A 24,290-nucleotide genomic window follows, 5' to 3' on the forward strand; every position below is an offset into this window, starting at 1 on the left:
TCTTTATATATATTCTCCCTCTATAAATAGTTATTTTTAGAAGATACCAAAAAACCTTCGCAAAATTTGATTTATTCAAAAAAGGAATTATCATTTTTGAATACGAGGAATTAAAACAAATAAAGGCAGCATACAAATATGCATAATTAAATTTACTTATTAAATCATCCCTATTAAAAGATCTAAGAGTCTTGATTGCTGACTCGGCGTAAATCGTCTCTCCTGTCCAAACTTTTGGAACAGATTTTTCCCACCACTTTTCAGTTTCCTTTGGCAAAAAGGATATATCTTTAATTTTCCCCTTATGCTTATGTCTAGCTCCCATTCCTCCAGTGCTTTTGTAACTAGTTCCACTTATGACCAAAGGCATATCAACATAGATATGGTTTGTCAAAACGAAACAGAGAGCAATAGCATTGGCCATATCAGGGCTTGGGCCAGGAAAATATGTCCCCGTTCTTTTGAATATTTTATTTAAAGCGGTTCTTGAAACTATTCCATGATAGAGTCTTGGCAGTTCACCCATGTTTTTAGCCCCACAACTAAGGCATGAAGAGAGCTCCTTTTCAATATCAATAGCTCTAATATCGCCTGTACCTTTGTGGAAGCTTAAGCTTGGAAGTTGATGATGGTAAAAAACCATATCTGGCCAATTATATGCTGCTTTCGAACCAATACATGACTCTATCTCCCTTTCCTTCATCCATGCAACAAATCCAATGATTTCGGAAGAAAAACTATCGTCATCACCAATAAAGCAAACATATTCTCCCTTTGAGTTATTAACCGCTAAATCGCAATTTTCAATTATTGAAAGGCTTTGTGAATTATGAAAGTACTTGATATTTGAATTCGATACTCCCTCCAAATATCTTTTAATTTCTGTGTTGTCTTCAGAGTTGTCTTGAACTATCAACTCAATGCTTCTTGAATCAAATGTATCAACATAGTTTATTAAATGTTTAAGATATTCATATCTATTCTTAGTTGGGACTACAATACTAATTAAAGGATCCACTTCGAACCTCCTAATGATTTTACGTACGTAATTTTATTGAACGGACAACACTTCTAAATCGGGATTTAACTAGATTACGATAAAATACGTAAAGGGTTAGAAACAGTGTAATTATTCCACTAAGAGTTGCAAAAACAATAGTCAATAAAGAACCCAAATTAAATAGCGAAATCAACTTATGGGAAACTGCTGCTAAAAAAGCCACAAAAACTAGAGGGAGAATATTGTCACAAATAACCCAATTAGCAATTCCACTTTTAATTTTTTTGATGTAGACGCAATAGTTATATATGATAGTTACAGCTATCATAACAGACATCCATGAAATAGCTGCACCTTCAATTCCATACAAATCAACTGACACTAAAAGCATCGGAGCTAATACAACAATATTAATAGTTCCAAAGATAACATTGATTTTTGTGTTTCCGAAAGCAAGCGCCAAATTGTAGGGGATTATTTGAAGAGACAAAAACAAGCCACCAATAACCAATAATGAAGCTGCCCACCAAGCATTGTTAGAAATTCCCGCATCATTTGTCCAAACAGTCAGCAATTCTCTAGAATAAATACTAATGTAAACAGATATGCATGATGAACATATCAGAAGTATTTTATAGGATTCTTTAAAAATTAAAAACAACTGTTTGTCATTGTTATTTGATATGTAATTCACGAATCTAGGAAATATAGCAACAGCTATAGCACTTACAATTGTAACAGGAACTATAGATAAGGAATAAGCTAAGTTATAAATGCCCAGTTGGGATATATCTAAATATTTACTAATTATAATTTTATCAAGTTGATTGTTTAACGCAGAAATACAAGAGATTATTAAAATCCCAAATGAGAATCTCCAAATTAACACCAAGTTTTTTATTTTCTTTATACTCCAAATAAAATCTCTGCAGTGCCCCAGAGCTTTCATTAAATATACTCGCAAGGCTATAACATATACTAAATCTGAAAATACAAACCATAAAAAAAACAACCTAATCTCAGGCTCAATGAGCCATAGTATTAAGATTACACCGATATTTTTAACAGCTGACCATAGTATTTGAAGCACATTGGCTTTCACTTGAAACTCTAGTCCTAATAACCCACCACTATATAAGCTTGAAAGAAGTTGTAGAGCAATTGAAATACTCATTAACCTCAAAGTTGTAGTAACAGTTCTAATATCCAATCCGTCAATATTCAGCCAACTAGTGGCAATAAACTCTGCGCTAAAATAGCAACACAAAATAATTAAAAATACAATGATACAACAAACAAACTCAATCGACCTTAGCAGTTGGTATTTACGCAATGTATTTTCAAAGTTATCAGGACCCGATGATAGTTCCCGACGTAACGTAGTTGTCAGTCCTCCATTTAAAAGCAGTAACACAACTTGCAATGTTGCAAAAAAACTGACTAACCCATACATTTTAATCCCCAAAAAATGAATGTACAATGGGACAAATAAATATATGGAAACAATGCTCCAAAATCGTCCTATAAGATTCGCTATTATATTCTTATACATTTTCTCTCCGCTGTATATTCTCAATTAGAACTGTATTCGACAAAATAAATAAAAGGCCCAATACTTTTATTAGAAAAGGCCCGTTTTAAAATCAACACTCTCATGATCTGTAATGAAAGAATTATACACAAGGACATTGTGAGATATATTATTCATTTCGAAAGTGAAAAAACTATTGAGTTTTTTCCAACCCATTTGCTCGTAAAAACTAACTAAATGATCTTTACAAAACAAAAACCCTTGCATCCTATTTTTGATTATGTAAAAATTCACAAACGACATCAGAAACCTTCCAAGTCCTTGTCTCTTCATTTCATTTGAAACACAGAGATTCCCTACACCTAAAATATCAATACTTTGACCCTCTACATCTATTTCCCTTAGAACCAAATTTGAATATGCTATAACCATTCCTTTCTGGTCACACAATATTAAGTGTTTATCAAATGGCTTTAAGTTTTTTTTAATCCATTCTTGATTTTCACCTATAGAATAATTCCAACTCTCCATTTTTAATCTTATGATCATTTCTAGCAAGTTAGCAGAGATCTGGGAATGATTTATTAATGAAATGTTGTATTGTTCAGACACATTCCTTCCCCTCCTTTAACCACCATCCGCAAGGGATCGCAACAAAACGTTTATTAAATTCATAAACTCCTGGAAGCTCACTCGACTCACCAAAGACAGAGTAGTTATTATTGTTCAGGTGTACACCAGAAGCATAATACCCCATTTCTCTAAACTTCAAAATTGTTTTCACTTTATCGTTTGTTAAGAAACCAAACACCCAATAGTTCGGTAATATCTCTTCCCTTTTATTTAAGTTATAACTGTCCGGACATATTTGCAGAATTTTTTCTGACCAATACCGGGCATTCCTTCTTTGCATTGAAATTAGTTCTTCAATTTGATTCATTTGCCGTTCACCAATATAGCTATTCACCTCACTCATCATAGCTCCATAACCTGGAATTGAAACATCGCATTCACTATTAATTTCCCCAAAATCATTTCGAAAACACTTCCGTTCAATCCCATAATCACGCGCTAGCAAACTTTTTTTATACAAACTCTGCTCTCGAAATACTAAACCACCTCCATCAATTGTATTTGGCAAGCGTATAGTTTGGAATGAAAATGTTGTTACATCTGTCCCGACATTACCAATTCGTTTGCCTTTATACTCCGCTCCAAATGCTTCAATGCCATCATCTACTACTGTTACTCCATATTCTCTACCAATAGCGTTGATTTCATCAATATAACCTGGATATCCACAGTAATGATTATGAATAATCAATTTCGTTCTAGATGAAATTTGGGATTTTACACTGTCTGGACATAAAGTTCCTGTTTTTGGATCAATATCTGCCCATCTAATTTTTGCACCAGTTGTTATTAATGGTAGGTTAGATGCAAGACAACTCATGGGCGACGCTATTATTTCATCTAGAGGTTTAACCCCTAAAGTTGCTAACAACACAAGTAGTGTCATGCTATGTGTATTGATAGTTAAAACATTTTCACCTCCTATAAATGACTTTAATTTCTCTTCAAACCCTTTACCATATTCTCCAAAAGATAATGCTCCTGATCGTAGTATATTCTCTATTTCCAACAAATCCTTAGGCATATACGGTTTGTACAATGGTATCATTCAAAGATCCTCACTTTATATCAAAATATGTTCAGTTAGCTGATCAGGGTTACCAACCCTTGTTTATGACTTCGACAATTTTTTGCCGATCTTCAGAATTAACCCACCAGCCACAAGGGATATGCACTAATTTTCCGTAAAAATCATCTAGTTGAGGCAATTCCCTCTTGGACTCAGAGAATAAAGTGTGTTTATCATTTCTCAAATGTAGCTCAGAAGCAGCAATTCCATTTTGATTTAAGAGTCGTATAAAATCACTCCTTCTCTCAACTTTTAGTGTATAGATCCAGTATGAAGGTTCCGTGTTTTTATAGTATGTAGGTACACTTAACCCAGACAAACCATTAAGATTCTTATCAAAGTACATTCCATTATTAATGTGTTTCTTTATAACTTCGGCTATGTGCCTCAATTGAACAATCCCAATAGTAGCATTGACATTATTCATATGATATTTAAAACCCGTATCTACAATATCATTCTCAAGCCTTGGTTTTGTTTTATCAATTCCAAACCAACGTTTTAATCTGCCCTTATCAAATACTTCCTGACTATTTACTGCCAACATCCCCCCGTCAACAGTTGTCATATGCTTAATAGCTTGGAAGGAAAATATAGTGTGATTAGGGCTGTCTCCGATAAACTTATTATTAAATTTACTACCTAATGCATGAGCAGCATCCTCAATTAGAGGAATATTAAATTCTTTAGATATCTGGTTGAATTCGTTCAGGTCACAAACCATTCCAGCGTAATGTACTAACATTATAGCTTTTGTTTTACTTGTTATTCGACTTCTAACTGACTTAGCATCAATTAATCCATTATTAGGGTCAACATCAGCCCAGACTACTTTTGCTCCAGCCATTTTAATTGAAATGTTAGTAGGCTCAGCTGTAAGTGGTGTACTAATGACTTCATCTCCAGGTCCCACCCCGGCTAGTATTAATGCAATATGGAGAGCAGCGGTGCCTGAATTTACAGATAGACAATACTTATTTCCGATAAATCGACTAAATCTTCTTTCAAAATCGTAAACCTTCTCACCTTCTGCAATATATCCACTATAGATTATTTCCTCTAACTCTGGCATGAGTTCATCGTTAGGAGGTAAAAATGGTTTCACAATAGGAATCATATCTTCGAGAACTCCCCTTTTTCAACATGCACCTCAGCAGCCTTTACATCTGCATCCGCAATAAGCATTTTTATCTGTTCAGTTGTATTAATGATATCATCACCTGATCCGTATTCTTCAGCGATATCATAAAAGGTTTGTTTGACCCACCATGGGTGAATAATAAAATAATCCCCCATATCCTGAGTTCTTTGAAGTTCTTCTTCAGTTATGAGAATTTCATGCAACTTTTCACCAGGAAACTTACCAACAACACGGTATCTAAAAGGTCTATTCGCTTCTTCTGACAAAACTTCCGCAATCTTAAGAATGTATGCGCTAAATGCTTTTTTCACAAAGGTTTCTCCACCTTTTGAATGTTCAGTTGCGTACATCACTAAATCAATAGCATCACTTAATGTCAATAAAAAGCGTGTCATTCCTGTGTCAGTTATTGTTAGTTCTTCTCCCTGTGCAAGTTGTCTGCGGAAGAATGGAATAACAGACCCCCTAGAAAGCATTACATTGCCATACCTTACAATACAGAATATACTTCCTTTATTTTCAGGGCTAAGATTTGCACTCAAAATAAGTCTTTCTTGAATAGCCTTTGTCATTCCCATAACGTTTACTGGTTTCACAGCTTTATCTGTACTAACACAAATAACTTTTTCAACTTCATGCTTTAGGGATGCATTTATGATGTTTTGCACACCAATGATGTTTGTTTTCACAGCCTCAAAAGGTGAATTTTCACATACAGGGACATGCTTTAAAGCAGCAGCCTGATATACTATATCCACTCCGCTCATTACTTCATCCACACGAGTGTAATCTCTTATATCTCCAATGTAGAATTTAAGAATCGGATTGTTTTTATAATGAATACGCATATCATATTGCTTCTTTTCATCCCGACTCAGAATTCGCACTTCCTTTACTCCCATTCCTAGCAACCTATGAACAATATAATTACCAAATGAACCAGTACCTCCAGTTACAAGAACAACCTTATCTGTAAACATAACTACCTCCATTTATTTGTTTTTTAGTTGCACATGGTTTTAAGCTATTTATGTTACCTTTATAAACGTAGTAAATAAAGATAAGATAGACTATCCCTGTGGGGGAGAAAAACACTTCTCCAACACTACTTAATATAAACAAAGTCAATATCAACACTCTAGAAGCAAAGTTACTTCTTCTTAATAGACCAGCAAAATAGATAATAAACAACGCAAATCCTATATATCCGGTTGTAAATAAAACAATAGTAAAACTATTCATAAATGGTAATCTGTCTAGTCCTAGAAAATGCCCTTCATTCCCCATCCCTATACCAATATATTTTTGAAAACCATACAAGTTATCAAACAAATTATAGCTATCTGTTGTCCTAGCAGTTGTTTGAAATACTCTTTCAAAGGCTGTCTTAACAATTCTCACATTGTATATGAAAGGGATTGATAGGATAAAGAACGGTGCTACAAATAATGAAATTAAAACTTTGCTATACGTCCACTTACTTTTAAGTTGATAATATAAATACATACCCCAAATAAAACAGCTCATATAAATTCCAATACTTGATGTTGATAATATTAGTCCGATAGTCAAAAAAATTGCTGTTATTATTTTAGGTTTTCGATGAGTTATTCTATCCCAGAAAAGACAACTTAACAAAGATATAAGAACATATTGTGAATAATGAGCAGGCTCCATAAAGAAAGACGATGGTCGATAGTAAAATTGACTATACCAGTTTATCAAATAATCAGTATTAAGATACTCCTTAACTGTTGGAGTCAAAAAAGGAATAAGAGATGGTAAATGCAGCCCAAAAATATAATAACCAAGAGTTTGGGTTAAAATGTAAATCGTAGCGCCCACAGAAATTACAACCTGATGCCTCAGCATTATCTTGTAGTCAATTAGATAATAACCTGCCACCGCTGCAATATACATAAATAAACCAAATCGCAAAAATCTTTTAACAATCTCAAACGTAGATAACTGATCAGGCTCTAAGAACAGCATTGCTACTGAACTCAATAGTAAAAAACCCAAACATAAAAACAAAGATGATAGATTGATTTTAGTATTCTCAAAATTATTATCGGCTTTGAAAACGTAAAAAACAGAAATCACAAACAATAACAGCAACAAAACATCCGATATAGCTAAGCCTGCAATATAAGAACTATAAATTGCTGTAATAGGCACCGTCAAAATGATATATGAATAAACTTTTCTAATTTTCATGCTTCACTCCATTTATCTCCCTATTTCTTTAATAAAGACTAATAAAGTTCAACAGTTTATATTCAGGCCCCGCCTTCTGAAGTCTTTTGCACCTCTGTTTATCAACTTAATCACATCAATAAGAGTTCGCTCTCCTGTATACATTTCTTGATGCCTTAGAGCAAACTGTAACCCTAGTACCCAAGCCCAATTAGCGGACATCGCTGAAAAAAAGGCTCCCTTGTCATAAAAATATTTGTCGGTATATCCCTGAAACCATGAAGAAGTTTCTTGGCTAACATACCCTATTGTTTGGGGATTGGTGTATACTCTCAACCCTTTCCTTATACAATCATATATGAATAAGCTATCTTCTCCCGAACTGTATTTTGCACCCCCACCAAATAATAATGAAAAGAATATATTCTTACTTCTAACCCTTTCAGTTCTAACTGCTATCCGAACTGCACCATACTTCAGACAGTTATACCAACTTACTTTTGAGGCTTTTTTTATTTCATGTGATTGTCGCTTGGGATTAAGGCTAGGGACATTGAAAACAATCATATCAGCTTGAGGATTATCCTTGAAAGCACCCAATACTATATCTTTATATCCTTCTATATAAGTAACATCCTCATCTGCTAATAAGCATATTTCAGAAGTAGCCCGCATAAATGCATTGTTTCTACTCAGTCCTACACCACGTTCGGCAAATGAATAGAACTTTATATTATTCCCTCTAAATTTCAATTCCGAATAGTCATTCTCATCACATTGGTTTATAATTATTGTATCCGATTGTATATTCATTTTGTTTAAAAGTTTTAATTTATCTTGATTCATTGAAGCCACTAATACTTGTAGATTCACTGAGCAGAAAACTCCTTTGACATCAAAATTACTTTCAACAACACTTCAAAAATACCTTTATTTTATTACAAACTCCAGTAGGTACATCCTTTCTCTTCAAACACTCGTCTTTCTAGAACACTCTTAATATCAATTAATATTTTTTCCTTATTAATTCCTCCGAACAAAGCATCTATTTCAACCAAGCTCAGTCTCTTAAATTCATCGTGAGCTACTGCTAAAACTATACAGTCAGCATTTTTGACATTATTCATATCAATTAGATCAATATTATATTCATATTTTGCAATACTAGCGTTTGCTTTTGGATCGACTACTTCTGGATGAATTCCGTATTCCCTGAGTCTATCTATAATATCAACGACTTTTGAATTTCTTATATCTGCAGTATTCTCTTTAAAAGCAAGGCCTAGAATAACAACCTTCGATTCTTTAACAACCTTGTTAGAAAGAACTAGCTTCTTTATGATTGTGTCTGCTACAAACTTACCCATACTGTCATTTATCATTCTTCCTGCTAGAATAATTTGACTATGATAGCCTAATTTCTCAGCTTCGTAAATAAAATAGTATGGATCTACACCGATGCAATGCCCACCCACAAGTCCTGGAGTGAAACCGAGAGCATTCCATTTGGTATTCATTGCATCAATTACTTCTTTAGTGTTAATTCCCATACGATCAAACACCATGGCCAATTCATTCATAAAGGCAATATTGATATCCCGTTGACTATTCTCAACTACTTTAGCAGCCTCAGCTACTTTAATTGAACTGGCCTTATGTACACCAGCCTTAACAATTAATTGATAGACTTGGGATATCTCTTCTAACCCTTCGTTATCAGTTGCAGAAACAATTTTCACTATATTTTCAAGTCTATGAACTTTATCACCCGGATTTATTCTCTCTGGCGAGTAACCTACTTTGAAATCCAATCCACACTTTAACCCCGAGGCCTTCTCTAGAATTGGAATGCAGATTTCTTCTGTAACTCCGGGGTAAACAGTAGATTCATAAACCACAATCGATCCTTTGACCAAATTTCTTCCTATTACCTCACTCGCACTAATAACTGGTTTTAAATTGGGGGTTTTGTCTGAATTAATAGGAGTAGGTACTGCGACTATATGAAACTTTGCTTTCTTCAGATCATCGGAATTTCCTGTAAAGAAAATCTTGGTATTTCTCAACTTCTCATTCCCAACTTCATTAGTTGAATCAATACCCGATTTATATGAATTTATTTTCTCAGGGTTTACATCAAAACCTACAACGTCAATTATTTCAGAGAAAGCAACTGCTAATGGCAACCCTACATATCCTAAACCGATAACAGATATTTTCTCTTCTCTTCGTATTATCTTTTTATAAAGACTCATTTCACTGACGTCCCTTCTTTGCATAAATATCCTCTGTTTCTTGAATAATTTCAATTAATTTTGTTGTCAAAAACCCAAAATCAAAATCGCAAGATGCTTTTCTTGCATTTAGGCCCATCCTATAATTTTTTTCCTCATCAGAGACTGCTTCAATGATTGCCGTTGCTATATTCATGGGATTTTGAGTCTCCACTACTAACCCACATTCATATTTCTCGCAAATACTGAAGTTTGTTTGATATGTTTGAACTATACATTTTCCCGCTGCTAAATATTCAAAGAACTTATTTTGACTCTGCCCATATTTGTTAAGCGATGTACTTGTATTGTGTAAGACATTCACAAAAGCATTTTTAAGGATATAAGGAATAAATTTCTTTTCGACCTTTCCTTTAAACTTAACATTATTCAACCCCTCTTTCTTACATCTCTTCATCAACCCCTCTTTCTCATCACCATCACCATAAATTAAAAACTGAATATCGCTCCTGCCAAGTTTTTGAATTATCTGGGCTGCATCTAATAAATCTCCAATATTATTGACTTTTCTTATAGAACCAGTGTAAATAATATTTTTGACCTCTTGGTTTACTAAATCATCATCATCTAATTGGTGTCGTTCACTATTCTCGTCGAACGATTGTAGTACAACACCATTACTCAAATAATAAACTTTAGATAAGTCAATTACATTATCCCATCCTTTATCACGTATATATTCTGCCCCTCCCTCCCATGACATTATTATTGAATCTGCTCTTTTGTATATCCATTTCTCAAGAGAGTAAAGTAATTTGATTAACGGATTTTTTTTATTTGCAATTCCATACGCAACAATACTTTCTGGCCAAAGATCTCTAATCTCACAAATGCAAGGGATTCTATACCTTTTCGAAACTTTAATACCAGCAACTAATGTCATGGGGTGGACACTTGATGATAATATAATGTCAGGTTTTTCGTTATCTGCAATAATTTCGCGAGAAACTGGGGGGAGGTTTCTGTAGAAAGATAACATATTAAGAATTCTATCTTTACCATTTCCATTGTATTTCGAAGTCTGTATAAAGACGAATTTTATCCCATTTACTTCTTTAGTTATATACTTTTTATTACCTAGATCTATGACTGCATTAGAGTTGTGAAAAGTTGAAGCACAAAAGATAGTTACCTTGAACCCCTTTTTCAATAAATTCTCAGCAAACCAATAGTGTCTACCACCCTGGTTCTCGTACATCTCCGTACCGTAATGATTCCAAATCCAGATGTTTTTATTTCTCAAAATAACACCTCAAATAATTTCATTAATTAAGCTTTTTTCGCTGGCAGACCTAAATATTTGCCGGGCTCCAAAATGTTTTTCACTACAACCGCCCCAGCACCCACTATAGAATCACTTGTAATGGATACATTGTTGCTTACGACACTCCCAATACCCAGCCATGACCTCGCCCCAACAGTTACTCCTCCCGCAATATGTACTCCTGGAGAGACATGAACATAGGACTCAACAATACAGTCGTGATCTATTGTTGCTCCGGTATTTACAATAGTGCCTTTTCCGATTGCCGAGCAACAATTAATTACTCCTCCTGCCATAATGACTGTGCCCGAACCTATGGTTACATCTGAACCAATTGTCGCTGAGGGATGTACTAGACTAGGAATTATCGCCCCCTCAATTTCAAGTTTGGTTTGCATTTCCTCTCTAATACTGTTATTCCCTATGCCAACAATTACCTCGAACTCATCTATATACTCTTCCGCTTCATTTGATAATCCTATTACATCAAGTCCTAATTGTTTTGTAGAGTACAGTACATCATCAAGAAATGCGATCTGCCTCCAACTACCCACTTTTAATGCAATATCAGCTAACACTTTCCCATGTCCACCAGCACCGATGATTAGCAACTTCCTCTTCATAGTCCCATTTCCCTCTGTGAACCTTTAAATGGCTCCATTGTCACAGCAGTGTTCGAACTAATTCCTTCACGCACTAGCACTTTTTTAAAGGTATGTAGTATGATCTTTATATCCATGAGAAAACTAACTCTCTCAACATAACTCACATCTAAATCAAACTTACTCTCCCAACTAATCGCATTGCGGCCGTTCACCTGCGCAAGTCCAGACAAGCCAGGCCGCACATGATGCCGTTTCTTCTGCTGTTCGTTGTATAGAGGCAGGTACTGCACCAGCAGTGGTCGCGGCCCAACGAATGACATGTCGCCTTTGAGGATGTTGATCAGCTCAGGAAGCTCATCCAATGATGTCGAGCGAAGGAATCTGCCAAACCGGGTAAGCCGGATCTGATCGGACAACAACTCCCCGTCAGCACCCCGTTCATCCGTCATCGTACGGAATTTATACATCTTGAATATCTTCTCCTGATAGCCTGGCCGCTCTTGGACGAACAATATTGGACTACCCAACTTGGTGCGTACCAAGATCGCCACTACCAACAGCACGGGGCTGAGCAAGATCAGCGCTAGCGCTGCCAGTACAAAATCAAATATTCGTTTTCCGTACCTGCCGTACCATCCTGTATGATTTGCAGCTATTGTCCTCACCACAATCTTTTAATAATATCGACAACCTTTGCTAATTGGTCATCGTTAATTTTCGTATCCGAAGGCAAGCATACTCCCTGAGCGAATAGTCGTTCGCTTACTCCCTGACTAACCGACTCGTACTGTTGGAAGAAGGGCTGTAGGTGCATCGGCTTCCATACCGGTCTCGACTCTATATTATGCTGCTCCAGCGCCTCGATGATGTCGATCGGCTGCACTTTGCCTGCTGTTGTTATTACACTTAGCCAGTAATTCGGTTCATTCCACGCATTATCGGGCATGAAGCCTATACCTTCCAGACCGCTTAACTCTTGCTTGTAGAAGTTGTAGATTGCCCGCTTCTTCTCTACTCGCTGGTCGAGCACCTTCAGCTGACCGCGACCGATCCCTGCGACGACGTTGCTCATCCGGTAGTTGAAGCCGAGCTCGCTGTGCTCATAGTGCCTTGCTGCGTCGCGAGACTGTGTCGCCCAGAAGCGAACCTTCTTGATCTTCTCTTCGTCACCCGACACGAGCATCCCGCCGCCCGAGGTGGTGATGATCTTGTTGCCATTAAAAGAGAAGATACCGTAATCTCCTATACTCCCCGTATGCTTACCCTTGTAGTAAGTTCCCAGAGACTCGGCGGCATCTTCTATCAACACGACTTTATAATGCTGGCATAGCTCAGCGATCCGATCCATGTCGGCAGAGAGTCCGTACAGATGGACAGCGATGACCGCCTTGACCGATGGATACTTGTGGAACGCCTCCTCCAGCGCCTCGGGACACATATTCCATGTCGCCTCGTCGCTATCGATGAAGACAGGGATGGCCCCCTGGTAGATGATCGGATTAGCCGTCGCCGAGAAGGTCAGCGACTGGCAGAATACGATATCCCCGGCGCCCACGCCAGCTGCCTTGAGAGCCATATGGATCGCAGCTGTCCCGGAGTTAAGGGCCGCCGCAGACTTCGCCCCTACGATAAGTGCCAGCTCTCGCTCGAAGCCATCGACGTTCTCGCCGAGCGGCGCGATCCAGTTGGATTCGAATGCTTGTTGGACATATTGCATCTCGTATCCCTCTTCACTCATATGCGGCGAAGAGAGATAGATTCGTTCGTTACTCATTTCAGCCCCTCCGGTCAACTTCCTGTCAGGTCTTCTTTTTTAGAGTCGGCATAAGACTTGCCTTCGCTCAGGCCATAGTTTTTGGCGACCTCGATGATCTCGTCATATTGCTCCGGTGTCAGCTTCTCCAGGATGAGGCGCTTCGCTTCGCGCTTCTCCTCCAGCGACAGCCCTCCGCTGGAGAGCTCCTGCAGCCGCTTGATATCCTCCATGCTCAGCTGGCCGAGCAGGATCGAGGCAACCCGGGATTTCTCGCTGAGCGTTACACTATCCTGCACATGCTGCGCCTTGTCAGGTGTGATCTCGGCAGAGTAGCCGTCCAGATCCTTACCCGATGCACCGCCGCCCTCCGTTGCAGGCGTGCCGCCGCCATTGTTGTCGCGGCCAGTAGCTCCTTCACCTGGCTCTGCGCCTGGTGTCGTGCCCTCACCCTGGCCTCCGCCACCAGTTGGCTCGATGCCGCCACTTGGCTTGTCGTTGCCGCCCGTATCGGCCGTGAGCTCGCCCATGTCGATCTCGGCGACCATCTGCTCGAGGAACTTGTCGATGGCATAGTTGGCGGCGAACAGGCCGCCGACGCCGAGGACGACGACGATGGATAGCGTCCAGAGCAGCACCTTTGGCCAGCGCTTCTTTTTGCGATATCGCTTCTTCCGGATCCGCACTTGCTCCTGCGGCTGAGGTTGTTGTTCGCTCATGAGACGACAGCCTCCATTTCTCTTTGGATCGTTGGCGCAGCCTCTGCTATCGCCCGTTCGATCGGCTCCTCGTAGAGCGGCACGATCGTATTGATGACGTTCCTGACCTGCTCGGCCGGTTCGCTGATGACCTTCTCCAGTCGCTTGTACTCCAGCTCCAGCTCGGCGCGGTTAATGTTAGTCGGCTTGCCTATGTATATGCGCTCATGCGTGGTAGAGCTTATAGCTTCCTCGCTGGTCAGCAGCTCCTCGAACAGCTTCTCGCCCTCTCGCATCCCTGAGAATTCGATCGGGATATCGACATACGGCTCGAACCCGGACAGTCGGATCAGGTCCTCGGCGAGCTTCAGGATCTGCACCGGCTTGCCCATGTCGAGGACGAAGATCTCGCCCCCGCGTGCGAAGGAGCCGGCCTGGATGACGAGCTGAACCGCCTCGGGGATGGTCATGAAGTAGCGTACCATCTCCGGATGGGTGACCGTGACCGGGCCACCCTTCACGATCTGCTGCTTGAACCTTGGGATGACGCTGCCCCGGCTGCCGAGCACATTGCCGAAGCGGACAGCGACGAACTTGGTCTGACTGCACACGTCCAGACTCTGCACATACATCTCGGCGATCCGCTTGGTCGCGCCCATGATGCTCGTCGGGTTGACCGCCTTGTCGGAGGAGATCATGACGAACCGCTCCGCGCCGTACTTGTCCGCGCAGTCGGCGACATTCCTGGTGCCGAAGACGTTGTTCTTGACCGCCTCGGCCGGGTTGCGCTCCATGAGCGGGACGTGCTTGTGCGCCGCAGCGTGGAATACGACCTGCGGGCGGAAGCTGTCGAATACATCCTCCATCCGATCGCGGTCCTGGATGTCTGCGATGACCGTCTCCAGGTCGAGCCAAGGGAACTTGGTCCGCAGCTCCATCTCTATCGTATAGATACTGTTCTCCCCATGCCCGAGCAGCAGCAGCCGATCAGGATGGAAAGAGCCAATCTGGCGACACAGCTCGGATCCGATCGATCCGCCGGCGCCAGTGACCAGTACCGTTTTATTCTGTACATAACCGGCGATGCCCTCCAGATCGGTGACGACCGGATCGCGCCCGAGCAAGTCCTCGACGCTGACCTCGCGGATCGCCTTGACCGACACGCGACCGGTGATCAGGTCATTAAGCGCCGGGATCATTTTCACCTTGGCGCCTGTCGCCAAGCTGCGATTGATCAGCTCGGAGATGGCCTTCTTAGGCGCGGAAGGCATGGCGATGACGATCTCCCGGATGCCGTATTGCTTGACGATGGCTGGGATCGCTTCGCGGTCGCCGAGCACGGGCAGCCCGTACACCTGCATACGCTGCTTGAGCGGATCATCATCGACGAAGCCGATCAGGTTCCACTCGACGAAGGCAGGGTTCTGCAGCTCCTTGGCGATCAGCGCGCCGCAGTCGCCTGCGCCGATGATCAGCACCGGAGACTTCGACTGAGACACCGGCTCACCCCGTCTGATCGCATAGCCTCGCACCATCCGCCAGAAGAATCGGATCCCGCCCGAGAGCAGCAGCATCGTCTCCAATGTCCGCACCGCGATGCCGAGCGACAGGAAGCTGCCGAGCAGCGCCGAAGCGATAAGGTACGAGAAGACCCATCCTACGCTTACCGCCTTGAGGATCGCGATAATCTCGCCGATACTGGCATATTGCCACATCCGGTGATACAAGCGGAAGTACACCATAGCCGAACCGCAGACGATCATAGAGACGGCAGAATAGAGCATGAATTCCATCTGTATGGCTTGCGGCAACGCCCCGTTATATTTGAAAAGATACGAGGTCCCGATGCTGAACCATACGATGACGATATCAAGGACGAATAACGCCAGCAATCTCTGCTTGGTACTCATGTCTCGCCTCCCATTCCTTCCTGCTGACTGTGGGTCCTACTGCTTGTTATCAGCTGTGCCGTAATAGTAATAATAGTAAGCTTCCGAAGACTTGCGCTTGACGTTGTTCATCACGACGCCCAGGATGCGGGCGCCGACCTTGTCCAGATTGGACTTGGCCTTGATCGCGATATCTCGCTTGACCTTGCCGTAATCGATGACCATCAGCACGCCGTCGCTCTTGGTGGCGATGATCTGGGCATCCGTGACCGCCAGCAGCGGCGGCGTATCGATGAGGATGATGTCGTATTGCTCGCGCAGCTCGGCGATCAGTCCGCTCATCCGCTTGGAGGCTACCATCTCTGCCGGGTTGGGCGGGATCGGCCCCGAGGGGATGACCGTCAGTCCGGGTACATTGGTCTGCTGCATCACGTCCTCCAGCGGAGACTGCTGCGACAGATAGGACGAGAGGCCGTAGCGATTGCTGACGCCGAAGGTGTGATGCTCGGTCGGCTTGCGCATATCCGCATCGATGAGGATGACGGAGCGCTCCATCTGTGCATAGGTGACGGCCAGATTGGCGATCGTCGTCGACTTGCCCTCGCCGGCACCGGCCGAGGTGACCATGATGACCTGCATCGAGTCGTCGATTGCCGAGAAGTCCACATTGGTGCGCAACGAACGATACGCCTCCGAGATCGGCGACTTCGGATTGCTGAGGGTGATGAGATGCCGTTTATTTGAAGGAGGCACGTTCGAGCTCACCTGCTTTCTGATAGGATGGACTCTCCTGCTTGGCCTGTTGCTTCTCCTGCTCGTCGACGCGGGTGATCATCGCCAGCGTAGGCAGACCCAGCGCCTGATGGATATCCTCCTCGGTCTTGAGCGTATCGTCCATATACTCGAGCAGGAAGGCCAGTCCAGCCGCCAGCATGAGCGAGACGATAAAGCCAATCGCGATGTTCAGCGGGATATTCGGCGCTACCGGCGCAGGCGTAATATCCATCTTGGCTTCATTGAGGATCGATACATTCTCGACGTTGAACAGATTCGGGATCTCCTGCTGGAAGATTAGCGATACCGCGTTGACGATCTCTGCCGCCTTGCGGTAGCTCGTGTCCTGGAAGCTCAAGGTCATCACCTGCGTGTTGTTGACCGAGTTGACCTGGATGCGCTGGATCAGCTGCTCCGAGGACAGCCCGAACTCCGGGTGCTCGGCGACGACGCGGTCCATGATGGCCGGCGTGCGGATGATTTCCTTGTACGTATCGATCATGCGGATGTTGGTGTTGATCTCATTGAGATCGAGTTGTCCGGCGACCGCCTGGTTGGCAGCCCGGTTGACGATGATTTTGGTCGAAGCCTGGTAGACTGCTTCCTTGAAAAACATGCTGTAGACCGCTGCGGCCAGCGTAGATAAGAGAACGATCGCCACGATCAGCCAGATACGCTTGCGTAGGATCCGAAAGTAATCCCGCAAGTCTAATTCAGTGGACAACGTGATTTCCCTCCATAACATTAAAGCGCCAAGCGCTTGCTATTAAACGTGCAAAGCATCCTCCTCTCATCAAGGGAGAGAAGAGGATGCTGTTGCCTGACTAAAGATAGATGAAGATATTATTCTGTGAAGTTGAAGGCGCGATAGACCATAACCGCAGCTTCGGCGCGAGTAGCGTTATCGTTCGGCATGAAGTTGCCTTTGTAGCCGATGATCAGCTCTTTGCTCGCTGCCAGCGCGACGCCGTCCTTCAGCGTAGCATGGATCGAGGCCGCGTCGGTGAAGGAAGCCAGCGTACCGTCAACATCAGCCACGCTCTCCAGTCCGTGAGTGATCTTCAGCGTGCGAGCCAGCATCGTCGCCATCTCGGCGCGTGTGATCTGTGCATTCGGCGCGAACGACGTAGCGGTACGGCCGTTGATGATGCCCAGGTCGGCTGCAGCAGCTACATATGGAGCGAACCAGTCGCCTGCTTTCACGTCAGAGAAGTTATGCTTGGCAACATTGCTCTCGAGGTTCATCGCACTGATCAGCATTTTGGCGAACTCGGCGCGAGTGACATTGTCACGCGGTACGAACTGGCCTGCTGCGCGTCCCTGGATCGCACCTTTGGCAGCCATAACCTGGATCTGACGTCCAGCCCATGCGCTTACGCTGCCGATGTCGTTGAAGCTGACTTTGTTCTCGACGATGACGTACGAGGAGAACGAAGTGCGCGGCTCCACGATGAAGCCTTTGCGGAGGAATCCGCCGTGCTGCTCAAGTCCGCCGTTGATAATCTTCGCCAGCGACAGCAGTTCTTCGTCCAGCCCGTCGGTGTTGGTCACAGGGACCTTCAGGGTGACCGGGGAGACGAAAGTCGTAATAACATTGCCGCCTACAGTGATATCGAAGCTGTACACGCTCGAAGCGGTACGTACGCCCTCGAGAGCTGGCTCGTCGGCAGGGTTGCTGCGTTCGATCGACAGATTCACTGCGCCAGCTGTGAAGTCGCTGCTAGCTGGCAGTGTCACGCTCAGACGGTCGGCGACGATTTCGAAGCCAGCCAGACCAGCATCACGAGCAGCTGTGAACAGCGCTTGCGGGATGTTTACAGATACTTTGTCCTCAGCTACAGCACCCAGTTGGATGATCACTACACGAGGGCTCAGTTGAGCTGTCGAGCCTGGAGCCAGAGCTTCCAGCTTCGCCAGGATGTCCTTGATGCCCTTGATAATAGCTTGTACATCGGCTTCAGGTACGTTCAGTGTCGCTACGCCATCGGCTACTGTCACGCTCTTCGCTGCATTGTAGCTGGCGATTTTGTCGATCGCTACAGTCGCTGCATCGATCGCTTTGGCGATCAGCTCGGCTTTCTCAGATGGCGATGCGCCTTCCAGGCCAGCCAGGATCTCTTCCAGATCCTTCACCGCAGCATCGACAGTTCCGCCTACGTCAACTGGTGTTTCTGTACCTGGGGTTGATGGTACGCCAGGGAATCCACCGCCGCCGCCGGTGTATGGCGGTGTAACATTCTGAGAGATGGTTACATTTTGTTCGAACAGCACTCTGCCATTAAAAGCAGCGGTGATTTTTGCCGTGTTGCCAGAAGCAGTAGCAGTCAGAACGTTTTTATTTGTGCTGATTAAGCTCGAATCGGAAGATGTCCATGTCAAGAATTCCGCAATATTAAAGCCAAACACACGAATGGAATAAGTGCGCGTCAAGCCGCTTGCAGTAAAGTCAACAACCGCCTGCGAACGAACATATGCGTGTCCGAGAGCTTTCGCAGCATTCTCATAGCTAGGCACTGCACCTGTAAGGTTGCGATAGACCTGCAGCAGGTCATCGACCGATACGTCCTGGGCCTGATTACCTTCATTGTCGAGCGCGTTAAGAGCCTGCATGATTTTGTTGTTGCTAGTACCTTTGATGTCGGCAATTACTTTGCGCACAAGCGCTTCTCTTTCTTCCGATCCGGCGTTCGGGTTGAGCAGAGCAGTGATATTTTCAATAGAGGCAAGCTGTCGTGTCAACGACGCTTCCCCATCTTTGATGAGGTTGATCACATCGTCAGAAGAGATGGCTGTAACTTCTGCTTTGTCTTCAATGATCTGCAGTCCCGGCAAAATGTCTGGATTCTGACGGATGTTGCTGATCTCGGTCAGACTTGGGTCATAGTAAGAGCCAGCTACCAGTTCTACCAATTTGAGCAAAGATTTTTTAACCGCTACTTCATCATTGGCGTTGAAATGATGGGAGATCTTACCCCACACAGGGCTAAGAAGTTCGTCCAGCACCTGATCATCAGCAAGAGCCTCAGCAGTCAATTCGCGAATATCGTTGCGGAATTCTCTTACTTGACTAACTCCTGGTTCTCCATTAGCATGCAAAGCTGCATGGATCGAGTTCAACTTCGTCAGAAATGCAGAATCAATCTCCGCCGCGCTAGCAACGTTAACTTGAATACCCACCTTTTCAGCCAGGCCTTTGGAGCTCAACGGGATACCTGCGAATGCAGTTACGGCCATGGATGCCGCAAGAGTGGAAATCGCAACTTTTCTTTTCAATGTCACTTTCTCTTCACCTCAACTAGTTTTTTAGGAGTTATGTTGTCAAAAATTGACGAATTATGTAGCGAATCAAGCCTAGTCTAGCATTAGAAATATGAGAGAGTCAATCATTTTCGGAAAATCCTTGTAATTTTATCCCAAATATTGTCATGAGATAGCGCTAACGCGGGCGCTTCTCCAAAGGCCTGATCGGCCGTCACCGCCTCAGCATTGCGAAGCATGTACTGCTTCCATGACGATCCCAACACCCCCTCGATCTCGTCGTAGGCTTCTCTCATCCTGAATCCCCGGCGCTCGGCGTGATGCGCATCCGACGAGACGAGATGGACGAGCCCCTGACGACAGAGGGTCCACGCCGACTCCTGGCATCGCTTGCCAAAACCGCCCAGCAACGACGCAGCCGTCACTTGGCTATAGGCGCCCGCCTCGACCAGCTCGGCCAGACGCTGCGGCTGCTTCATGATCGGCGCGCTCCGCTCTGGATGCGGGATGATCGGCCGCAGCCCCATTACCCGCAGCTCATGCAGCAGATCCGCCATCCCTGCAGGAATCTCGGTGAAGGGCATCTCGACCAGAATATAGGACGAGTCCCCGAGCGTCAGCAGCTCGCCGCGCTCCCACGCGTCGAGCAGATCGCCATGCACGCGGATCTCTTGCCCCGGCAGGATGCGCAGCGGGATGCGCTCGGCATCCAGGCGCGTCTGCAGCTCGTCGACCAGTGGACGCACGACCGAGGCAGGGTTGCGCCAGGAGCTGCTCGCATGATGAGGCGTCGCCACGATCGTCGTGATCCCTTCGGCCGCCGCCGCCCGGGCGAGCGCCAGCGACGCCTCCCAGTCGGCAGCCCCGTCGTCGATCCCGGGCAGGATATGTGTATGTATGTCGATCATTGCGACTCTCCTTTGTTTCCAGAACGAGTTAGCCTATTAGACTATGTATCACCCATTCTATCACAAGTTGAATCACAGATTGACAAAAAAAGTCCTGCTCGCCTATAGAAAAAGGCGGAAAACGCATTTCTTGCTGTCGAATGGGGTCGTATTGCAGCGCAAAAAGCGCCGTCTGCTACTAACTGTACCATGCGGCGCTTAACAATTGGCTTACAAAATGTTGAATTTTAAGAGAACTTTAGCTTGCGTTCCCCCATGAGAAAAACCTCACATTCGCTAATAACCAAGGCTCTTCAAGCGCCCTTCGTCGGATCAAAGGAGCTCTTGAGCGAGACGATGCGATTGAACACCGGCCGCTCGGGAGACGTCAGCTTCGGATCGACATTGAAGTAGCCGTGGCGGAAAAACTGGAACTTGTCTCCCCCCTGCGCGCGGCGCATATCCGGCTCGACGAAGCCTTGCAGCACTTGCAGCGAGGCAGGATTGATGCAATCGAGGAACGACTTGCCCGCCTCGTCCGCCTCATCCGTGATAAGCGGCTCGAACAAACGGAACTCTGCCGGCACCGACTGCGAGGCGTCGACCCAGTGGATCGTCCCCTTAACCTTGCGGCCGGTGAAGCCGGAGCCGCTCTTGGTCGCAGGATCGTACGTGCAGCGCAGCTCGACGACCTCGCCGTTCGCATCCTTGATCACTTCCTGACATACGATGAAGTACGCATGCTTCAACCGCACCTCGTTGCCGGGGAAGAGACGGAAGTACTTGCTCGGCGGGTCCTCCATGAAGTCGTCGCGTTCGATGTAGATCTCCCGGGAGAACGGGATGTGGCGGACGCCCATCGCTTCGTTCTCGGCGTTGTTCTCCGCCTCGAGCAGCTCGCTCTCGCCCTCGGGGTAGTTGGTGATGACGACCTTGAGCGGCCGCAGCACCGCCATCGTCCGCAACGCCCGCAGCTTCAGATCCTCGCGGATGAAGTGCTCGAGCATGCGCTCGTCGACCTTGCTGTTGGCGCGGGCGACGCCGATCTCGCGGCAAAAGGCGCGCAGCGCCTCCGGCGTATACCCGCGACGACGCATCCCGGAGATCGTCGGCATCCGCGGATCGTCCCAGCCATCGACGACCTCCTCGTTGACGAGCGACTTGAGCAGACGCTTGCTCATGACGGTGTTGGTCACGTTGAGCCGGGCGAACTCGTACTGACGCGGCTGCGCCTCCATCTCGCACTCGCGGATCACCCAGTCGTAGAGCGGCCGATGATCCTCGAACTCCAGCGTGCAGATCGAGTGAGTGACGCCCTCGATCGCATCGCCAAGCGGATGCGCGTAGTCGTACATCGGGTAGATGCACCAGGCGTCTCCGGTCCGGTGATGGTGCGCGTGAGCGATCCGGTAGAGCACCGGGTCGCGCATGTTGATGTTGGGCGAGCTCATATCGATCTTGGCCCGCAGCACCTTGGCGCCGTCGATATACTTGCCCTCGCGCATCTCGGCGAGCAGCGCCAGATTCTCCTCGACGCTCCGGTTGCGATACGGGCTCTCTTGTCCAGGCTCAGTCAGCGTGCCCCGCGTCTCGCGGATCTGCTCGGCGTTGAGATCGCACACGTAGGCTTTGCCCTTGCGGATGAGCAGTTGTGCTCGCGCGTACATCTCCTCGAAGTAATCCGACGCAAAGCGCAGCTCATCCCACTCGAAGCCGAGCCATTTCACATCCTCCTGGATCGACTCGACGTACTCGGTGTCTTCCTTGAGCGGATTGGTGTCGTCGAAGCGCAGGTTGGTCCGACCCTTGTACTCGTCCGCGAGCTCGAAGTTCAGACAGATCGACTTGGCATGGCCGATGTGCAGGTAGCCGTTAGGCTCGGGCGGGAACCGGGTGACGATCGTTTCGACGCGTCCGGCGCTCAGGTCGCCTTCGACGATCGTCTTAATGAAGTTTGATGATGAAGACTTGTTGTCCGCGATTGCCTTGTTATCCATAGTAATCAACCTTCCCGCTTGGAATGTCTATCTCCCTATAATACACAAATTTGCGTTGGAATATAAGGGAAGACGAGAGATTCGAGCGGTTTCGCTGCTTCAACGCAAACTTCTCCGGGGACAAAAGACACGACGCGCGCACACTCAACTTTTCCCTTCCCCGATTCGTTTTACATGGTAAGGTTGTCTCAAATGCTGTCCGCAGCGTTTTGGGCGCGTCGTTCCAGGGTATCATTTTATTAATAGTTCCATATACCTATTTTGAGTGGACTTTATATTCATTTGCCAAACCGGCCTCGATGCGCCTAATTTTTGGATGATTTGCGCACAAGCAGACAACGCAAAGCGCCGCCAGTGGACGGAATAACGTGCATCCGTGCGGTGATCATGCTATAATTAATTGCCTGTAACGGTTGCGATTAGGCGATCAGCGACTCAAGACCGGGGCTGATTTTCCTTCATTTGGTTTTAAACCTGTGATTATTTTCCCAGTAATGGGTTAAGTAAATAAGTAAAAAGTCCTCCAGGGGGTTGTGAATATGTTCTCCAAGCGGTTGAAGTTGCTAAGGAAGAAAAGGAAGTTCTCCATGCAGGAATTAGCGGATGAAGTAGGTGTAGCGAAGAGTACATACGCTGGCTATGAGTCGGGGTATCGCCAGCCGACGCTTGAGACGATCCAGCAGATCGCCAAAAAGCTCAATACGTCGGCCGACTACCTATTGGGCCTTACGGACTATATCGAACCGCAAGAGCCCAGCAGCAATGCTCGCGAGTTGCTCAATTACGAGCAGCTTCACTGGGATGGCATTCCATTGGAGGAAGAAGATCTGGAGCTCGTGCGACGACTCCTTGAGCGTGTCGTGAAGGACCGCTCGACGCGCAATCTGTAACGGCGGTCGGCCATGCGTGTCTAACCCCCGCCCGCGTGGCTGTCCCTCTCTCACAGCTTGGCCTGGATCCGGTGCGCCGCGCGTTCGCGGATCGAGGCCTTCGTTTGTTCATACTCCTGATCCCAGGACTGGCCTGCGGCGAAGCTCAGCTTCGCCTTTTTGAATGCCGCCTCCGCCTGCGCCACCAGCTGCTCGTACTGCCGGTCGCAGCGTTGCTCGGCTGCATCGATCTCGGCCAGCAGATCTTGCTCGGCGGCGCCCTGTGCCGATACATGGCTGCTCTCCTCGAGCAGCGTCAGGATCTCGCCAAGCATCCGCTCGGCCTCCTGCAGGCAGCTCGTCTTCAACGTCTGCAGCTGCCGATGATACGATGCGGTGAGCTGCTCGGCGCGGCTGGCGGACTATGCGCCC

22 protein-coding genes are annotated in these 24,290 nt (G+C 45.6%); 1 reads left to right on the forward strand and 21 read right to left on the reverse strand.

The genetic code is table 11. From position 1 onward, the window contains the following. The 20 genes from PA598K_RS09045 to PA598K_RS09140 form a co-directional block, all read right to left on the reverse strand. The coding region (locus tag PA598K_RS09045) for a glycosyltransferase (protein ID WP_128656634.1) at window positions 1-1,018 on the reverse strand (1,018 nt) is incomplete at its 3' end. 19 nt (window positions 1,019-1,037) lie between these two features. Then, window positions 1,038-2,552, reverse strand: a complete 1,515-nt coding sequence (locus PA598K_RS09050) for a lipopolysaccharide biosynthesis protein (RefSeq protein ID WP_128656635.1) — start codon at window positions 2,550-2,552, stop codon at window positions 1,038-1,040. Between the two features lie 69 nt (window positions 2,553-2,621). Then, on the reverse strand, window positions 2,622-3,143 hold the full coding sequence (locus PA598K_RS09055; protein ID WP_128656636.1) for a GNAT family N-acetyltransferase: 522 nt from the start codon (window positions 3,141-3,143) through the stop codon (window positions 2,622-2,624). Beyond that, window positions 3,136-4,212: a DegT/DnrJ/EryC1/StrS family aminotransferase gene (locus PA598K_RS09060; RefSeq protein ID WP_128656637.1), complete on the reverse strand. Its 1,077-nt coding sequence runs from the start codon at window positions 4,210-4,212 to the stop codon at window positions 3,136-3,138. Before PA598K_RS09060 ends, PA598K_RS09055 begins: the two co-directional genes overlap by 8 nt. A gap of 49 nt (window positions 4,213-4,261) precedes the next feature. After that, window positions 4,262-5,350, reverse strand: a complete 1,089-nt coding sequence (locus PA598K_RS09065) for a DegT/DnrJ/EryC1/StrS family aminotransferase (protein ID WP_128656638.1) — start codon at window positions 5,348-5,350, stop codon at window positions 4,262-4,264. Continuing rightward, window positions 5,347-6,354, reverse strand: a complete 1,008-nt coding sequence (locus PA598K_RS09070; RefSeq protein WP_128656639.1) for an SDR family NAD(P)-dependent oxidoreductase — start codon at window positions 6,352-6,354, stop codon at window positions 5,347-5,349. Before PA598K_RS09070 ends, PA598K_RS09065 begins: the two co-directional genes overlap by 4 nt. Then, window positions 6,341-7,591, reverse strand: coding sequence for a hypothetical protein (locus tag PA598K_RS09075; protein ID WP_128656640.1), 1,251 nt, complete (start codon window positions 7,589-7,591; stop codon window positions 6,341-6,343). The genes PA598K_RS09070 and PA598K_RS09075 overlap by 14 nt, the downstream gene beginning before the upstream one ends. Before the next feature lie 48 nt (window positions 7,592-7,639). Next, on the reverse strand, window positions 7,640-8,443 hold the full coding sequence (locus tag PA598K_RS09080; protein ID WP_128656641.1) for a glycosyltransferase family 2 protein: 804 nt from the start codon (window positions 8,441-8,443) through the stop codon (window positions 7,640-7,642). A gap of 65 nt (window positions 8,444-8,508) precedes the next feature. After that, window positions 8,509-9,825, reverse strand: coding sequence for a nucleotide sugar dehydrogenase (locus PA598K_RS09085; protein ID WP_128656642.1), 1,317 nt, complete (start codon window positions 9,823-9,825; stop codon window positions 8,509-8,511). Between the two features lies 1 nt (window position 9,826). Further along, window positions 9,827-11,107 carry a glycosyltransferase family 4 protein gene (locus PA598K_RS09090; protein WP_260405331.1) on the reverse strand — a complete coding sequence of 427 codons (1,281 nt, stop codon included), beginning with the start codon at window positions 11,105-11,107 and terminating at the stop codon, window positions 9,827-9,829. 26 nt (window positions 11,108-11,133) lie between these two features. Beyond that, on the reverse strand, window positions 11,134-11,751 hold the full coding sequence (locus PA598K_RS09095; protein ID WP_128656643.1) for an acetyltransferase: 618 nt from the start codon (window positions 11,749-11,751) through the stop codon (window positions 11,134-11,136). Further along, a complete protein-coding gene (locus tag PA598K_RS09100) occupies window positions 11,748-12,389 on the reverse strand; it encodes a sugar transferase (RefSeq protein WP_128656663.1) in 642 nt (213 codons plus the stop codon). Before PA598K_RS09100 ends, PA598K_RS09095 begins: the two co-directional genes overlap by 4 nt. Before the next feature lie 5 nt (window positions 12,390-12,394). Then, a complete protein-coding gene (locus PA598K_RS09105) occupies window positions 12,395-13,507 on the reverse strand; it encodes a DegT/DnrJ/EryC1/StrS family aminotransferase (protein ID WP_128656644.1) in 1,113 nt (370 codons plus the stop codon). Between the two features lie 14 nt (window positions 13,508-13,521). Next, complete coding sequence (locus tag PA598K_RS09110) at window positions 13,522-14,205, reverse strand: hypothetical protein (RefSeq protein WP_128656645.1); 684 nt, start codon at window positions 14,203-14,205, stop codon at window positions 13,522-13,524. After that, a complete protein-coding gene (locus tag PA598K_RS09115) occupies window positions 14,202-16,094 on the reverse strand; it encodes a polysaccharide biosynthesis protein (protein WP_128656646.1) in 1,893 nt (630 codons plus the stop codon). The genes PA598K_RS09110 and PA598K_RS09115 overlap by 4 nt, the downstream gene beginning before the upstream one ends. Before the next feature lie 36 nt (window positions 16,095-16,130). Further along, the gene (locus PA598K_RS09120) at window positions 16,131-16,826 is read right to left on the reverse strand and encodes a CpsD/CapB family tyrosine-protein kinase (protein WP_128656647.1); all 696 of its coding nucleotides are present in this window, start codon (window positions 16,824-16,826) and stop codon (window positions 16,131-16,133) included. After that, on the reverse strand, window positions 16,810-17,571 hold the full coding sequence (locus PA598K_RS09125) for a YveK family protein (protein WP_128656648.1): 762 nt from the start codon (window positions 17,569-17,571) through the stop codon (window positions 16,810-16,812). The genes PA598K_RS09120 and PA598K_RS09125 overlap by 17 nt, the downstream gene beginning before the upstream one ends. Before the next feature lie 119 nt (window positions 17,572-17,690). Further along, complete coding sequence (locus PA598K_RS09130; protein ID WP_185601746.1) at window positions 17,691-20,120, reverse strand: S-layer homology domain-containing protein; 2,430 nt, start codon at window positions 20,118-20,120, stop codon at window positions 17,691-17,693. A gap of 110 nt (window positions 20,121-20,230) precedes the next feature. After that, a complete protein-coding gene (locus PA598K_RS09135) occupies window positions 20,231-21,013 on the reverse strand; it encodes a tyrosine-protein phosphatase (protein ID WP_128656650.1) in 783 nt (260 codons plus the stop codon). 293 nt (window positions 21,014-21,306) lie between these two features. After that, entirely contained in the window at window positions 21,307-22,989 is a 1,683-nt protein-coding gene (locus PA598K_RS09140; RefSeq protein WP_128656651.1) for a glutamine--tRNA ligase/YqeY domain fusion protein, read from the reverse strand. A gap of 539 nt (window positions 22,990-23,528) precedes the next feature. On the opposite strand from PA598K_RS09140, the gene PA598K_RS09145 reads away from it, so the two are divergent. Further along, window positions 23,529-23,879: a helix-turn-helix domain-containing protein gene (locus tag PA598K_RS09145; protein ID WP_128656652.1), complete on the forward strand. Its 351-nt coding sequence runs from the start codon at window positions 23,529-23,531 to the stop codon at window positions 23,877-23,879. A 50-nt stretch (window positions 23,880-23,929) separates the two neighbouring features. Here PA598K_RS09145 and PA598K_RS09150 read toward each other — a convergent pair whose 3' ends face one another. Next, window positions 23,930-24,193, reverse strand: a complete 264-nt coding sequence (locus tag PA598K_RS09150; protein WP_185601749.1) for a hypothetical protein — start codon at window positions 24,191-24,193, stop codon at window positions 23,930-23,932. Between the last annotated feature and the right edge of the window lie 97 nt (window positions 24,194-24,290).

Origin of the sequence: Paenibacillus sp. 598K (genome assembly GCF_003851045.1) — a bacterium.
GTDB lineage: Bacteria > Bacillota > Bacilli > Paenibacillales > Paenibacillaceae > Paenibacillus_D.